This is a genomic window from Pyxidicoccus sp. M6, assembly GCF_055568925.1.
This window is the reverse complement of record NZ_CM145714.1, coordinates 7,564,374-7,578,937: the sequence shown is the minus strand read 5'-3', so window position 1 is coordinate 7,578,937 and position 14,564 is coordinate 7,564,374. Positions and strand designations below refer to the sequence as shown.

General features: G+C 69.2%; 12 protein-coding genes. 7 read left to right on the top strand and 5 right to left on the bottom strand.

The window, feature by feature from the left end; translation table 11 throughout:
• Positions 1 to 19: 19 nt before the first annotated feature.
• Positions 20 to 1,117 (bottom strand): 6-phosphofructokinase, encoded by a 1,098-nt coding sequence (locus ACVTJA_RS29785; protein ID WP_465824777.1) that lies wholly within the window; start codon positions 1,115 to 1,117, stop codon positions 20 to 22.
• A 140-nt stretch (positions 1,118 to 1,257) separates the two neighbouring features.
• On the bottom strand, positions 1,258 to 1,740 hold the full coding sequence (locus tag ACVTJA_RS29780; protein ID WP_465824774.1) for a hypothetical protein: 483 nt from the start codon (positions 1,738 to 1,740) through the stop codon (positions 1,258 to 1,260).
• A 199-nt stretch (positions 1,741 to 1,939) separates the two neighbouring features.
• On the opposite strand from ACVTJA_RS29780, the gene ACVTJA_RS29775 reads away from it, so the two are divergent.
• Entirely contained in the window at positions 1,940 to 2,602 is a 663-nt protein-coding gene (locus ACVTJA_RS29775) for a hypothetical protein (RefSeq protein WP_465824770.1), read from the top strand.
• A 13-nt stretch (positions 2,603 to 2,615) separates the two neighbouring features.
• Here the strand turns inward: ACVTJA_RS29775 and ACVTJA_RS29770 are convergent, their stop codons facing one another.
• Positions 2,616 to 3,170 (bottom strand): hypothetical protein, encoded by a 555-nt coding sequence (locus tag ACVTJA_RS29770; RefSeq protein ID WP_465824766.1) that lies wholly within the window; start codon positions 3,168 to 3,170, stop codon positions 2,616 to 2,618.
• Positions 3,171 to 3,415: 245 nt separating this feature from the next.
• Here ACVTJA_RS29770 and ACVTJA_RS29765 point away from each other — a divergent pair, with 245 nt between their 5' ends.
• From ACVTJA_RS29765 to ACVTJA_RS29755, 3 genes are all read left to right on the top strand, one after another.
• Positions 3,416 to 4,741 carry a S1C family serine protease gene (locus ACVTJA_RS29765; protein ID WP_465824764.1) on the top strand — a complete coding sequence of 442 codons (1,326 nt, stop codon included), beginning with the start codon at positions 3,416 to 3,418 and terminating at the stop codon, positions 4,739 to 4,741.
• Positions 4,729 to 5,697: an FHA domain-containing protein gene (locus tag ACVTJA_RS29760; RefSeq protein WP_465824761.1), complete on the top strand. Its 969-nt coding sequence runs from the start codon at positions 4,729 to 4,731 to the stop codon at positions 5,695 to 5,697. The genes ACVTJA_RS29765 and ACVTJA_RS29760 overlap by 13 nt, the downstream gene beginning before the upstream one ends.
• Before the next feature lie 123 nt (positions 5,698 to 5,820).
• Complete coding sequence (locus ACVTJA_RS29755) at positions 5,821 to 6,354, top strand: hypothetical protein (RefSeq protein WP_465824759.1); 534 nt, start codon at positions 5,821 to 5,823, stop codon at positions 6,352 to 6,354.
• 78 nt (positions 6,355 to 6,432) lie between these two features.
• Here ACVTJA_RS29755 and ACVTJA_RS29750 read toward each other — a convergent pair whose 3' ends face one another.
• Entirely contained in the window at positions 6,433 to 7,140 is a 708-nt protein-coding gene (locus ACVTJA_RS29750) for a hypothetical protein (RefSeq protein ID WP_465824758.1), read from the bottom strand.
• Between the two features lie 256 nt (positions 7,141 to 7,396).
• Between ACVTJA_RS29750 and ACVTJA_RS29745 the strand changes: the two genes are divergently transcribed.
• From ACVTJA_RS29745 to ACVTJA_RS29735, 3 genes are all read left to right on the top strand, one after another.
• Positions 7,397 to 8,686 carry a UdgX family uracil-DNA binding protein gene (locus ACVTJA_RS29745; RefSeq protein WP_465824756.1) on the top strand — a complete coding sequence of 430 codons (1,290 nt, stop codon included), beginning with the start codon at positions 7,397 to 7,399 and terminating at the stop codon, positions 8,684 to 8,686.
• A 162-nt stretch (positions 8,687 to 8,848) separates the two neighbouring features.
• On the top strand, positions 8,849 to 10,027 hold the full coding sequence (locus ACVTJA_RS29740; RefSeq protein WP_465824755.1) for an alpha/beta hydrolase: 1,179 nt from the start codon (positions 8,849 to 8,851) through the stop codon (positions 10,025 to 10,027).
• 52 nt (positions 10,028 to 10,079) lie between these two features.
• Positions 10,080 to 11,591 carry an FAD-binding oxidoreductase gene (locus ACVTJA_RS29735; RefSeq protein ID WP_465824753.1) on the top strand — a complete coding sequence of 504 codons (1,512 nt, stop codon included), beginning with the start codon at positions 10,080 to 10,082 and terminating at the stop codon, positions 11,589 to 11,591.
• Positions 11,592 to 11,885: 294 nt separating this feature from the next.
• On the opposite strand, the gene ACVTJA_RS29730 is transcribed toward ACVTJA_RS29735, so the two are convergent.
• Positions 11,886 to 14,537 (bottom strand): NAD(P)-binding protein, encoded by a 2,652-nt coding sequence (locus tag ACVTJA_RS29730; RefSeq protein WP_465824751.1) that lies wholly within the window; start codon positions 14,535 to 14,537, stop codon positions 11,886 to 11,888.
• Positions 14,538 to 14,564: the final 27 nt, after the last annotated feature.

Here is a 14,564-nt window from a genome sequence, read left to right as displayed (position 1 = left end):
CGTGCGGCAGTCCTCCCCCTCAGTCCCCGAAGCTGATGCCCATGCTCTTCGCGAAACGCACCAGCTCCCCGGATGGGTCCACCCGGCGCTCCTTGCGCGACTCACTCAACGGTACCGCGACAATCTCCCCGGCGCGCAGTGCCACCATATGGTTCCACTGCCCGTCACGCACGAGATCCAACACCTTGCACCCGTAGCGGGTGGCCAGCACCCGGTCCGCGGCGCTCGGGCTGCCGCCGCGCTGCAGGTGGCCCAGCACCGTGACGCGAATCTCCGCCTCCACGTGCTTCGCGAGCAGGTCCGCGCACACCTTGCCGGAGCCGCCCAGCCGCACCACGCCGCGCCCGGGGACATCCTCGGCCTTCTCCAGCACGGCCAACGTGCCCCCCTCGGGGTAGGCGCCCTCGGAGATGGCGATGATGGAGAAGCTGCGCCGGCGCGTGGCGCGCTTGCGGAGCTTCTCCAGGATGGAGTCCACCCGGTAGGGAATCTCGGGGATGAGGATGACGTCCGCGCCGCCGGCGATGCCGCTGTCCAGCGTGAGGAAGCCGGCGTGGCGGCCCATGATTTCCACCACCATGACGCGGTCATGCGCCTCGGCGGTGGAGTGCAGCCGGTCCAGCGCCTCCGTGACGATGAGGCGCGCGGTGTCGAAGCCGAACGTCTGGTCCGTGCCGGAGAGGTCGTTGTCGATGGTCTTCGGGCAACCCACGACGTTGAGACCCTTGGCGGCCAATCGGTGGCCAATCGAAAGCGTGCCGTCGCCACCGACGGCCACGAGCCCGTCCAGCTTCAGCTCCTCGCAGCGGCGGAGCACCTGGTCGGACACGTCCCGCTCCACCCAGTGCCCGTTCTCACGGAAGGCGTAGGCGAAGGGGTTGGCCTTGTTCGACGTGCCGAGGATGGTGCCGCCCTTCGGGAGGATGCCGCGCGTGTCCTCCTCGGTGAGCGGGTGGGTGAGCCCCGGCTCGACCAGCCCCATGTATCCGTTTTCAATGCCGACGAACTCGTAGCCGAACTCGTGCGTGCCCCGCTTCACGAGGCCACGGATGAGCGCGTTGAGCCCGGGACAGTCGCCACCACCGGTGAGGACTCCGAGTCGGAGGGAACGGGGCATACGGGTCGGACGCGGGTGTCAGAGGGAAGGGGCGACACCATGACAGCGACGTCGGACCTGATTCTAGGGGTGCCCTACGGGGGGTGCAACGCGCGAATCACCCGGTACGGTGGATTTCCGAGTGAAGACGGGGCCTTCCGTCAATCGCGCTTCAGCCGGCGCCGCGAGGCCACCCGGTCCAGGAGCGCTTGTAGGCGGGGCTCCGCCTCCCTGGGCAGCGCCTTGTCTGTGGGGGACTGTAGGGGCATTTCGCGCGCGAGGCGGTAGAGCTCGATCAGCCGCTCCTTGAGCAGCTCGCTGTCCGGGCGCTCTTGAAGGGCGCGGCGGTAGGCGGCCGCGGCTCCCACGTAGTCCCCGAGGGCGAAGAGGCGCTCGCCCTCCTGCGCGGGTGAGGAAGGGGCCAGCGGCAGGGTGGCCTCCTCGGGAGGGCGCGAGGCCCGGAGGACCTGGAGCTCCGCGGGCTGGAGCGAGTCGCGCAGGTTGGAGAGCTTGAGGGCGAGCCCCGCGTCGTCGGGGAAGGCCTGGACGAGGGACTCGTAGAGGTGCAGCGCCTCGGCGAGCTCGCCCCGGCGCAGGGCGCGGTCAGCGCGTGCCTCCATGTCGGCCCGGGCTCCAGGGGTCATCGGGCCGGGGAGGTTACCCGCGTCGTCGGGGGGATGTCACAACGAAGGCGCGCGGGCGTTGGAAGTCCGGACGCGCTCCGTGACGGCCGGGTGCAGGCCGCCCCGGGCGTCATGCGCTCACCACTGGAGGCTCTGACGTGGAATCCACGGCTATGTGCCGGGGTCGGCACGTGGCGCGCGCGGACCTATGCTGGAGGGCGTGCACTCCTCGCTCCTGGCCCTGGGACTCGTGGCGCTGACGGGCGCGCTCGGCTCCGAGCTGCGCCGGGACGGCTACCAGTTCCGTCCGCCCGAGGGCTTCCACATGGTGCGGTGGGAGCAGTACGCCGGCTCGCGCGCGGGAGCGGTGGCGCTGGAGGCGGACGCGCCGCGTGTTTTGTCCGCCGCGCTGACGGACGGCGAGGGTCCGGACGCGGCGACGCTGATGGTTGCCGTGGTGGAGCGAGGCTTCACCGCGAGCCCGTCCTCGCGCGACGAGTTCGCGGCGGCGGTGATGCAGCACTTCCAGAGGGATCTGGGCCTCACGCTGTCACCCGAGCGGGTGGAGCGTCTGGGCGGCGCGGTACCGCGCGTGGAGGTGCTGGGCACGCTGCGCGAGGCGGGGCAGGTGCGCACGGTGCTGGTGGCGGGGCTCGCGTCGGAAGGGCGTCACGCGGTGGTGGCGGTGAGCGCGCCCGCGGTGCGGTGGGAGGAATTGGAGCCGCGCGTGCGCGCCTCGCTGGAGACCTTCCGCCTGGAGCCGACGATGGCCGCGGGGCCCGTGCCGCGCAGACTGCTGGGAGCGCTCGCGGGGGCCCTGGCTGGAGCGCTCGTGGCTTCCTACACGGCCTGGCGCAGGCGGCGCGTGCGCCAGGGCACGTGAGCGGTAAGTCGCATCACCCCGTGAACGAGAAGCGGTACAGGCACTCCGCGTCGCCCTTGGAGAAGCCCTTGAGCCGTTCCCACTTCACGTTCTTCGCGCCGAGCGCCTTGAGGCCGCCCTGCATGAAGCCCATGGTGATGAACTCGAAGTACGCGTGCACATGGGGCACGCCGGTGATGCGCAGGTCCGCGTAGCCCTCGCCGGCCTCCACGTGCGCGGTGCCCGCGCTGAAGTAGGCCTTCCACACGCCGGGGAAGAACTGCAGGAAGCGGCGGTAGTCCGCCTGCGCGAACATCGCCTTGAGCTGGCCCTTGGTGAGCGCCTGCCCCGCCGCGCTCTCGCCAAAGCCCCAGTAGGCCATCGGGTCGTTCTTGTAGAAGCGCGCGATGAGCGCCTCCGAGAACCGGAGGTACGACTCCGCCGGAATCCACGTCATGGGCATCACCGGCTTCGTGAAGACGGGGTCCTTCTTCGCGTACTCCGTGAGGAAGGAGCGCCACGCCTCCGCGCCGAAGTCGGCCACCACGGAATCCTGTCTCGCCAGGAACGCCGTGCCCTTGATCTCCATGTTGTCTTTGTCTCCTGAGGTGTCAGTGCCGGGCGCCATGGCCCGGCTCCAGAACGCATTCTCTGCTCGCGCCGCCATCGAATGCGAGGGCCGCAATCAGGCTCGGATGCCCGCCCGCTCCTGGTGTCGAGGGGACCCCCACGCACGCGAGCTGATCACTCCACCGACAGTGCGCGGTAGAAGGCGTGTGCCTTGTCTCTCCGCGCCCCCGCCGTGGGCGGGGTGGGGTAGGGTGGGAGGCATCCATGCTCGCCTTCCTCCTCGCCGCCGTGCTCGCGCAGGCGTCGGTGGCCCCCGCGGAGCCGGGGCCGCCCTCGCAGGACGCCGGGGCCCCCGAGGCCGCGCCGCCGGTGCCCATCTCCGCGCTGCCGCCCGCCACCCACGAGCTGTTCCAACGCATCCAGGGCCGCGTCGCCCAGGTGCGCATCATCGAGCGCCGCTCGGGGACGCGCTCGTCCATCGGCTCGGCGTTCTTCGTCTCCGCCGCCGGCCACGCGGTGACGAACTACCACGTGGTCTCCGACGTGGTCATCCACCCGGAGGACTACTCCGCGGAGCTCGTCCTCAGCGGCAGCACGGAGCCCGTCCCCGTGCGCCTCGTCGACGTGGACGTGGTGCATGACCTCGCCGTCATCCAGATGGAAGCGCCCGTGGGTGACTTCTTCGCCCTGGAGGACCGCGAGCCTCCGCAGGGCGCGCGCCTGTTCGCCATGGGCAACCCGAGGGACCTCGGCACCACCATCGTCGAGGGCACGTACAACGGCTTCATCCAGGACGCGCTCTACGAGCGGCTCCACTTCAGCGGCGCCATCAACCCCGGCATGAGCGGCGGGCCCACGCTCACCGGCGAGGGCCGCGTGGTGGGCATCAACGTCGCCACCATGGGCAACCAGGTGGGCTTCCTCGTGCCCGTGCGCTACGCGCGCGAGCTGCTCGCCCGCGCGCTGAAGGAGAAGGCCGCGGACCCGCAGGCGCTGCTGGACACGGTGCGCACGCAGTTGCTCGACAACCAGGAGCGCCTCACCGAGCGGCTCTTGGAGTCGCCGCTGCCGAAGCAGGCGCTGGGCGGCTACCACGTGCCCGGCCGCTGGAGCCCCTTCCTCAAGTGCTGGGGCGACACGCCGCACGACCCCGAGGTGCCGTACACGGTGACGAACTACCAGTGCTCGTCGGAGGAGGACATCTACCTGTCGTCGAGCCACCGCACGGGCGTGGTGGCCTACCTGCACCAGCACGCCACCACGCAGAAGCTGGGCGCGCTGCGGTTCTCCGCGCTGTACAGCGCGCTCTTCTCCCAGGACCCGGACGCGGTGGAGGCCACGCGGCAGGACGTCACCAACTACCGCTGCAAGTCGGAGTTCGTGGACGTGGGAGGCCTGCCCGTGCGCGCGGCGCTGTGCATGCGCGCGTACCGGAAGTTCCCCGGCCTCTATGACGTGGTGCTGCGCGCCGCCACGCTGAACGCGGGGACGAGCGGCGTGGACACCTCGCTCACGCTCGCTGGCTTCACCGCGGACAACGGCCGGAAGATTGCCCGCCGCTACCTGGAGGGGCTGTCGTGGACGAAGTGATCTTCCTGGAGGTGCTGGAGGGCGACGCCGTCCATGCCCGCCACCGCCTGGAGCGCTTCCCCGCCAGCGTGGGGCGCGGCTACACCAACGACGTCATCCTCGACGACCCGAAGGTGTCCGCCGAGCACCTGCGAATCGAGCGCCGCGAGGACGGTGCGCTGGTGCTCCGCGACGTGGGCAGCCACAACGGCACCTTCCGCGTGGAGCCGTGGACGCAGCTCGTCGAGATGGAATTGACGCCCGACACGCGCGTGTCGGTGGGCGACACGGTGCTGCGCTTCCGCGGGCGCAACCACCCGGTGGAGGACACCGTCGTCGGCCCCGCGCCCGTCGCGCCGCGCCCCCGCGTCTTCGAGCAGCCCCGGACGTTCGGCCTCGCGCTGGGGGCCCTGGTGGGCGCGAGCCTGCTGGAGGCGTACCTCACCAACTACGGCCGCACCGACTGGGGCGAGCTGACGGTGGCGGTGGTGGTGCCGCTGGCGCTGCTGCTGCTGTGGGCCGGCGGCTGGTCCGTGGCGAGCCGCATCGCCCGCCGGCAGTTCCACTACCGCACCCACGCGGCCATCGGCACGCTGGTGATGCTGGGCACCATCATCATCCCCGCGCTGCTCACCCTGGTGAGCTTCAGCCTCGCGTTGGGCGGAGAACTGCCGGTGCTGCACTACCTCGCCTTCCTCGGGCTGATGGGGTGGGGGCTCTACTGGCACCTGCGCTACGTGACGCGATGGGATTCGCGGCGGCTCAAGCGCGTGCTCACCGTCGTCACGCTCGTCTTCGGCGTGCTGTCGCGCGCCGGGGACTTGCTCGGCAACGAGGGCTTCGACGAGGGGCTGGACTTCCCGCGCACGCTGCTGCCGCCCGCGTTCCGGCTGGCCCGCGCGCAGCCGGTGGAGGAGTTCTTCGAGGACACGGCGGGCCTGCAGGACGAAGTGGACGCACTCACGAAGGAGGAGTGAGCGCTCCGGTCAGGAGCGAGGTGGCGGTGGATTCACGCAGAAGTGCATTGCGCGAAGTCCCAGGAAAGGCTCCCATGTGCGTGAGTCGGGAATGACCCCGATTTCACACCTGGAGCACTCAGCATGCGTTCCCCCCTGCGTTTCTCGGCGTTCCTCCTTGCGACATCCATTCTCGGCCTGGGCTGTGGCGGCGCGCCCCAGCAGGAGCCGCAGCAGCCGGCGGAGCAGGCCGTGCCGGAGCTGGTGGAGGTGGAGCAGGGCGCGGTCGGCGACACGCTGCTGCGCTGCGAGCAGCCGCAGGACGGCACGTACCTGGAGGTGGTGCAGACGGCCACCGGCTACGAGGCCGCGCACGTGTCCGAGGAGTATGACCCGTGGGACTGCCGCTGCACGTACACGAAGCGCACGGTGCTGGGGCAGTACACCCGTTGTTACAAGTCCACGGTCGACCCGCGCATCATGAACTGCTTCCGCGTCGAGCCCACCGGCTCGATTGGCAAGGTGGTGCTGTCCACCACGCGCGTGCAGAAGACGCAGATGGTGATTGGCAGCACGCAGACCGTTTCCTACTTCGAGCTGGACATCGCGGCCATCAACCAGGACCCGGGCCAGACGCCGCGCAAGGACTTCAACTACAACCTGGACGACTGCCAGTAGTCGTGTGACGTCGCGAGAGTGGGCCCGCGTCACCGCCGGGCCCACTCCCGCCTCATGACCTTGGCTGTCGGGCGCGTGTCAGCGATGCCGGCGGAGCAGGTGGCTGAAGTGCTCCTCGAAGTGCCAGAGGCCAACGGCGAGAGTGGCCTCCACGGTGCGGCGGCTGTCCAGTCCGAGCCGGATGTCGTCGTACCCGCCGCGAGCCACGAGCAGGAGGTGGACGGCTCCCACGCGGCCCTGGAGGCCGAGGCTCGCGCGCACGGGCGCTTCGAGCCGCACGCTGGCCGGCGCCATCACCGCGGCGCCCTGCACACCCAGGAAGGCTTCGAGGTACCTCACCCCGGGCACGTCCTGCGTCAGCCGTGACACGGAGAAGCCCATCGCCGAGCCCACGCCCGCGTCATCCCTGTATCGGGTGGCCGTGTGGACATGGAGCCCGAGCTGCATCGCCACGTTGAGGCCGTCCGAGAGGACGTCCGGGTCCTCCGGCGTGAAGCGCCTGTGGTAGGCCGCGTCCGCGCTGAACGCGGCGCGGTGGAAGCCCTGGCGTGCCTCGAGGACGAGGCCGTCGGACACCTCGGTGCAGGGGAACGGCACGTACGTTCCCAGGCCCACCTGGTTCGTCCCCGTGAGCAGGTCCGTCCGCCAGCTCTCCGAGCCCATGGACGGCAGCGAGAGCAGGGGAAGCTCCGCGGCCGCCCTTCCGGGCCCGAGGCACAGCAGCACCATGACCACGGGGATGCAACCAATGACAGACTTTGCCCACTGTGCCTTTCGCTGCATCATCGCATGCTCCCTTCGGCGTCGGATGCGATGAACCGTAAAGGCAGACAGGGCGGTCATTCCTCACGGGTTCCTCATGGTTTCATCATCCGTGCGGCGGGGTGTGGCAACCGGGACTTTCTGGCAGGGCGGATGCCCGGCGGACCGCGAGGGGCAACCGCACGTCCGGATGCTACAGGGCGGATGGGGGATGTCAGACCGAGCGGGTAGGACGAGCGGTGAGGGGAGGATGGCCTGGAGGGGCCATGGGAGAGCTCTGATGCGGGTGAGCGTGGAGCCGGACCTGACGTCGTTTCGCGCGGTGGCGCGAGGGCTGCTCGCGCGCGGCGAGCCTCCGGAACGGGTGTTCTTCGAGGAGGCCGGCGCGGCGCGGGGCTCGCTGCTGGAATCGGGCGTGCCCGTGACGGAGCTGGGGCTGTCGCGGCCCGTGCCCGCGGTGCCCCGGGACTTCCTGGGGCTGGCGGAGAAGGTGGCGTGTCACCGGGACGCGGAGAAGTGGGCGCTCCTGTACCGCGTGCTGTGGCGGCTCACGCATGGGGAGCGCGGGCTGTTGGAGGTGGACAGCGACGTGGACGTGCACCGGCTGCGGATGATGGAGCGGGAGGTGCGGAGGGACGCGCACAGGATGACGGCCCTCGTGCGCTTCCGGCGGGTGGAGCGGGACGGAGCGGAGCACTTCATCGCGTGGCACCGGCCGGACCACCTCATCGTCCGGCACGTGGCGCCGTTCTTCGTGCGTCGCTTCCCGTCCATGCGCTGGAGCATCCTCACCCCGGACGCATGCGTGCATTGGGACTTGGAGCGGCTCACGTTCGGCATGGGGATGCCGCGCTCGGAGGCACCGGACGAGGACGTGTTGGAGCCGCTGCCCGTGCTGGCGGAGGCGGCGCGTGGGTGCAGGGCGTGTCCGCTGCACGCGAGGGCGACACAGGTGGTGTTCGGTGAAGGGCCGGTGGGCGCGCCGCTGATGCTGGTAGGCGAGCAGCCTGGAGACCTGGAGGACCGTGAGGGTCGGCCCTTCGTGGGCCCCTCGGGACGGTTGTTGGAGGAGGTGCTGGGGCGGGCGGGGCTGAAGCGCTCGGAGCTGTACGTCACCAACGCGGTGAAGCACTTCGGGTGGACGGCAGGAGAGGGCGGGAAGCGGCGGCTGCACCAGTCACCAGGGCGAACGGAGGTGCTGGCGTGCCGAGGGTGGCTGGAGGCGGAGGTGGCGGCGGTGCGACCGAGGCTCATCGTCGCGCTCGGAGCCACGGCGGCGCAGGCGTTCCTGGGGCCGGGGTTCCGAATCCATCTCTTCCGTGGGCAGATATTCGAGACGCCCTGGGCCGACGGATGGATGGCGACATTCCATCCCTCCGCGCTGCTGCGCATGGCAGACCCGCGCAAGCGGGCGGAAGCGCGCATCCACTTCGAAGCGGACCTGCGCTCGGCGGCGGAGTGGCTGAAGCGGCGGAGTCCTGCTCCGCCGAAAGGCGGCTCCGCCAGCCGGGCGATGCTGCGCCTGGCCGCACGTCAGGCTCGCGCGGGTGACCAGACGAGCAGCCCATGACCATCGCCCTCCGTCGAACTCACACCTCTCCCGGGCTGACTCCCTGTTCTTGAGCACTGCGTCTTGGACGCAGGGACGCTCGCGCTACCGTCCGGCCTCCGGACCCGGTGGCCGAGGCCTTTCCTCCCTGCGCGCGAGGAGCACTTGAGAGGGGAGTTTGTCATGTTGAAGCCGTACCATCGGGAGATTCCGCTCTACACGCTGGAAGGCGTCCCGGACGCCGACATCACCACGCATGCCTTCACCACCGGCGACAAGCTGGGACTGAGCATGCTGCGCTTCCTGCGCGAGCCGGGTGACGACGTGGTGCTCATCATCCACGGGCTCACCACGTCCTCGGACATGTTCATCATGCCCGAGCACTACAACCTGGTGCGCTACCTGCTGGACCACGGGTTCTCCGACGTGTGGACGCTGGACTTCCGGATGAGCAACCGCCATCCCTACAACCTCCAGCGCCACCGCTTCGACATGGATGACATCGCCGCCTTCGACTACCCGGCGGCCCTGGAGCGACTGCGCGCGGTGGTGGGGCCCGACGCACGCATCCACGTCATCTGTCACTGCCTGGGGGCGGTGTCCTTCATGATGAGCCTGTTCGGCAAGGCGGTGACGGGCATCACCAGCGTCATCGCCAACAGCGTGGCGCTCACTCCGCGCGTGCCCAGGTGGTCCAAGGTGAAGCTGACGCTGGCGCCGTTCTTCCTGGAGCAACTCGGGGGCTGGACCTACCTCAACGCCTCTGGCGCCGAGGAGGGCGGGCTGTCACCCAACAAGATGCTGGCCAAGGTGGCCGGCGTGTTCCATCGCGAGTGCGACGTGCCGGCCTGCCACATGCTCAGCGTCATGTGGGGCACGGGCTTCCCGGCGCTCTACGCACACGAGAACCTGCACCCCGTCACCCACGAGCGGGGCGGTGACCTCTACGGCGCCACGGGCTTCAACTACTACCGCCACGTCCGGAAGATGGTACAGGCGGGCGGCGCGGTGAAGTACGACCCGGCAAAGGCTTCCATCCGCCATCTGCCGAACGACTATTTCCAGTACGCGAAAGACATACAAACGCCGGTGCTTTTCTTCACGGGGGCGGACAACCACGTCTTCACCGACTCCAACATCGTCTGCCATCAGCGGCTGGAGGCCATCGTCCCCGGGCGGCACTCGTTGCGTGTGGTGAAGGGCTACGGGCACCAGGACGTCTTCATGGGCAAGGACTGCGACCGCGACGTGTTCCCGCACTTCGTGTCCTGGCTGGAGCGGAACCGCGGCGCGAGGCGCCCGTCCGTCCGCTTCGTCCCGTCCGTGTCTCCCGTCGAGCCCACCGCCACGCACGCGGGCTGAGGCCCGTCCCGCGACCTCCTTCTTCCGCAACTGACGCCCGAGGAATGTCTACATGGCACCGAAATACGAGTACTCCAGTCATGAGTCCTTCTCTCATGACAGCCTCGACTCGCTCTCCTACGACTGGGAGCGCATCGCCAACCCGCGCATCGCCGCTCGCCCACCCTTCAAGGTGTACCTGCCGCGCACCACCGACGACGTGGTGAAGGCGGTACAGGAGGCGAAGGCGCTCGGGCAGAAGCTCGTCATCCGCAGCAAGGGCCACTCCAGCAACGACCTGGTGCTGGCGGAGGGGGGCGCCATCCTGGCCATGCAGATGATGGACCGTGTCATGGAACTGGACGAGCGCGACGACTGCGTCACGGTGCAGTCCGGCGCGATTCTGGCGAAGGTGGATGCGTACCTCCTGGAGCGCGGCTTCGGCCTGCCCATCATCGGCGACCACAATCACATCACCGCGGGTGGGTTCGCCTCGGTGGGTGGCATCAGCCCGGCCTCGCACCGCTACGGCATCTTCATCGACAACGTGCGCGAGCTGGAATACGTGACGTGGACCGGCGAGGTGCGCCGCTGTGGCCGCACCCGGGACGCGCAGACGTTCTACCGACTGCTGGGGGGCACCGGCCGATTCGGCGTCATCACGCAGCTGGTGTTGGACGTCATCCAAGTGGACAAGCTCGGCACCATCCTTCACAACACGCCGCTCTTCGCGATGAAGATGGAGCGCTTCATCGAGCGCACCATGCCTGCCATCCTCGACCCGGGCGAGGCGCGCATGGAGCGCGGCGTGTTCCTGGAATATCCCGTGCTGGGCCGCAAGGTGTCGGTCGGCCAGTTCTCGACGTACAAGGACACGAAGCCCGCCCGATGGAAGTCATTCATCAATCGCGTGTCCTACGCATACCTGCATGGCATTGGCCACATCGCGGGGCGGCTGCCCCGGCGGCTGGACGAGTTGCTGAAGGCCGTGGGCATGGTCGGGGTGATGCTCAGCCCGCGCTACGCTTCCATCAAGAACGTGGAGGTATTCACCGACCGCATCCTGGACGCGTCGGTGGGCGACCCCACGCGCATGTTCATCGTCCTGGGGCCGGCCGCGAAGTATGACGTGCTCTTCCGCGAGCTGTTCACCCTGTTCCGCGAGTACCGGGAACGCCACGGGTGCTTCACCTTCCTGAGCCTGTATGTGAAGGCCATCCGCTCGAGCTACCTGGGGCAGGGGGACGGCTCGAAGCCCTTCTGCGAGCTCATGTTCTACGCGGGCATCAACCCGGACGCGGCGACGGACGAGGTGATGGACGAGCTGGTGGCACGGATGGACGCGCTCTGCGTGCGGCACCAGGCCCTACGCTACATGCATACCAAGACGTCCAAGGACATGGACATCCGCCGCCAGGTGGATCCGAATGAGCGCTACGCCGGCGGACCGATGGTGGGGACTCACGGGCCGCGCATGGTGGCGGGCGCTGAGAGCCCACCACCGCCTGCTTCCGAGGCTCAACCGCATTCTCCCGGGATACCAATTGCGTCCAGCGGCACCCACCCTGTCTCGCCTCTACATTGACCCGACAGCACGAACACGTGTGCGTATTCATGGGTTATCTCGTAGACCCACAGGCGCTGGCCCTTGAGGAGCAGGCCTTTGCCGGTGGTGTTGTTCGGCCGGATGCCCAGTGGGGCGCTGTCGATGCAGATCTCACCGTCGGTGGTGGGGCCCGATAGTTTCTGGAGGACTCGGGTGGCCGCGGCTTCGCGGGTGTTCGCGGCGAGTCCGGTCTCCATACGGACACGCGCGATGGATGGAATAGGCATGAGGGCTCCTGTCGAGGAGGGGCATCTGGAGAGGTGAGTCCTCTCATCAGATGGAGCCAGGCATTCCTATCTGTGAGCCGAGCACCTTGCGCAGGAGTGCCAGCACCGCCCGGGCTCCACCCGTGCCGTCATCCGTCTGGATGAGAGGCATGACGAGCGGCTCCAGGTGGAGCAGGTCCCACAGGTGCGGCAGGCCCGCGGCGAACAGCTTCGCGTCCAGCTCGCGCAGGGGGACCAGCTCGGGCAGCTCATGCTGCTCGGGGTCCCAGATGCGGCAGTACTCACCAATGGGTGTCACCCGGAAGTCCGGCGAGCCGGTCAGCGAGCCCCCGCCATAGTCCGGGATGACGGGCCCCGCGCGCGCCGCGGCGCTCCTCGGGCCCCGCATCTCCGGAAGCGTGTGGGTCAGCCTGTGGGTCAGGTAGTGGTCCAGGATGGCATTGACCGCGTGCCGGGCGGACTCGTTCGCGGACTCCATCGTGGTCATCCGCGTGAAGGTCTTGAGGTACGTCCCGGCGAAGACGAGCTGGCCCCAGTGCACGGGGTAACCACCGTGCGTGGCCTGCGTCAGCCCCTCGGGAAGGCTTCGCTCGGCCTTGCCCTCGCGCGCCGGAGCCAGCGGGTCCCAGGGGTCCGTTCCGGGCCGGCGGTCCCAGTCGCCGACGATGGGAATGAGATAGGGCGCCAGGTTCCTGTGGGGCCGTTCCTTGAGGAGGGCCGGGTGCTCCTTGAAGGCGATGAACCGGTCCACGTGGTACCAGGCGGGGTCCGGCAGGGCGAACTCCTCCTCGCTCGCGCCGGGCATCGCCCCCGTGTGCTGCAGGGTGGCGGCCTTGACCTGCGTCCACACCTCCTGGGCGATTTCCTGGCGCGAGCAGTCCGAGGGGCTCTTCGGTCCCTCGCGCAGGACCCAGTTGCCGATGTCCACGCTGAGCACCGCGCCGAAGCCGTCCTGGTCGAAGGTGGGCGGCGTGGCCCAGTACTGGTGGCTGTTGATGGCGGACAGGCCCCACGGCGCGTCGAGGAAGTAGAGGTAGCCCTCGGCGAGGCGCACGGAGGAGGGGAAGAAGAACTGGATTCCGGTGAGCGTCTGGAAGCGGTCCCAGGGCACGTGACCGGGAAAGACGTCCTCCTTGCGCGGCTGCTCCGGCTCGCTCCCACGGGGGTTGGGGGGAATGGTCGTGGTGAAGCCCTGCAGCTTCGCGATGACGCCGATGCGCGGCAGGCCTTGCGTCAACTTCTCCGCGGAGACCGCGTCGGTGGCCACGACGTAGTAGTCCACCGCCTCCGGCTCCGTGCCGGGCTCGTCCACCCGCGTGTCCTCCGTGCCCCCGGGGGCCGGAGTGTCCCGTCGCTGCACGAAGGGGACGACACGGCCCTCCCGGAGCTCGAGCCGGAGCAGCCTGCCTTCGCGGAACTCGACCCTCAGGTACTCCTCGAGGTAGCGGCGCCACGGAGCGAACCACGCCGGCGTCGTGGGGCCGTTGAGGGTGCCATCCGGCTTGGGCAGCGGCAGCAGGTTGTTGAGGTAGAGCTGGACGAAGGTGTTGCCGTTGGTGCGCGCGTCGCCCCAGGCACCGTCGAAGGCGGCCAGCACTCGCGGCGCGAACTGCATGTCGCGCATGAAGGGCTCGCTGTACCGGTACCGGCGCGTGCCCGTGCGCGGCTCGAGGCCTTCCAGGTACTCGCGCCAGGAGATGTTCTCGTACTCGGCCTTCCTGCGCTCGGAGCTGGTGCACATGTAGCGCCAGATTCGCAGGGTGAGCTGCAGCATGTCCGAGGGCGGATAGCCGGAGGCGGCCAGGTCCTGGACGTCCCGCAGCAGCTCGATGGGGCGTGTCGAGGGTTTGCGGCGGAAGAAGCGGATGCGCCGGCCCCGGGCCGCGATGCCGTAGAAGCTGGACGGCACGAGGTTGTCGTAGACGCGGCGCCCCGTCGGATTGCCGTCCGCGTCCAGGATGGGCGTCTCCACCATCGTCGCGAAGAGGTGGCGGTAGTACGAGGGGAAGAAGCGGAAGCCGTGCTCGCCGGGCAGGAAGTGCACCACCTGCAGCAGCAGTCCCTCGGTGTCCTCCAGCGGGCGCAGCGGGGCACCCAGCTCCTTCGCGAGCCGCTCCTCATCCGGAGTCACGACGACGACCCTTCGTGCCTCGAGTCCCCAGCCATTGGGGCGCGGCGTCGTCATGTACCGCTGCATCGCCTTCGCATTGCTCCAGCGGTAGAAGTAGCGCCTGGCGTTCTTGCTGGGCGGCGGACGGATGTAGATGACTCCTGGCGACTTGCCGCTGCCGACTCCGCTCCGGGTGGCGAACTCGAACAGTCCCGGGTCCGCTTCGAACGCCTGGATGCGCTCCTCCTCGGTGTCGAAGTCCCCCGGGGAGACGTGGAAGTAGACGTACTGGTCGCTGGTCGTGAGCGCGTCGTCGTCCTGGGAGAAGTTCCCCATGGCGCCCTTCTCCACGCGCACGTACTGCGAGCGGGCAAGGCCTCCCACCGCCAGCTTCTGCCGGTAGGGCCGCGGCGGTCCTTCGGGTTGTCCCGTCTCGTCGTACTCCTGGGCGAAGTCGTAGAGGCGTACCCGGAAGCCGCGGCGGGCGAGCTCGTGCGCCGCCGTCAGCCCGGAGACTCCGCCGCCATAGATGTGGACGCGGCCGAGGACCTTCCGCACGGGTGGCGTTTCATTGCCCACTCCAGTCATGCAGTGCGCCTCCAGGCAGGGGGGCGG

Bases quoted from the DNA above. Each gene is read 5' to 3' on its own strand.
- ACVTJA_RS29735 (WP_465824753.1), top strand. From the start codon at position 10,080: ATGGCACCGAAATACGAGTACTCCAGTCATGAGTCCTTCTCTCATGAC.
- ACVTJA_RS29740 (WP_465824755.1), top strand. From the start codon at position 8,849: ATGTTGAAGCCGTACCATCGGGAGATTCCGCTCTACACGCTGGAAGGC.
- ACVTJA_RS29745 (WP_465824756.1), top strand. From the start codon at position 7,397: ATGCGGGTGAGCGTGGAGCCGGACCTGACGTCGTTTCGCGCGGTGGCG.
- ACVTJA_RS29755 (WP_465824759.1), top strand. From the start codon at position 5,821: ATGCGTTCCCCCCTGCGTTTCTCGGCGTTCCTCCTTGCGACATCCATT.
- ACVTJA_RS29770 (WP_465824766.1), bottom strand. From the start codon at position 3,170: ATGGAGATCAAGGGCACGGCGTTCCTGGCGAGACAGGATTCCGTGGTG.
- ACVTJA_RS29780 (WP_465824774.1), bottom strand. From the start codon at position 1,740: ATGACCCCTGGAGCCCGGGCCGACATGGAGGCACGCGCTGACCGCGCC.
- ACVTJA_RS29785 (WP_465824777.1), bottom strand. From the start codon at position 1,117: ATGCCCCGTTCCCTCCGACTCGGAGTCCTCACCGGTGGTGGCGACTGT.
- ACVTJA_RS29730 (WP_465824751.1), bottom strand. From the start codon at position 14,537: ATGACTGGAGTGGGCAATGAAACGCCACCCGTGCGGAAGGTCCTCGGC.
- ACVTJA_RS29750 (WP_465824758.1), bottom strand. From the start codon at position 7,140: ATGATGCAGCGAAAGGCACAGTGGGCAAAGTCTGTCATTGGTTGCATC.
- ACVTJA_RS29765 (WP_465824764.1), top strand. From the start codon at position 3,416: ATGCTCGCCTTCCTCCTCGCCGCCGTGCTCGCGCAGGCGTCGGTGGCC.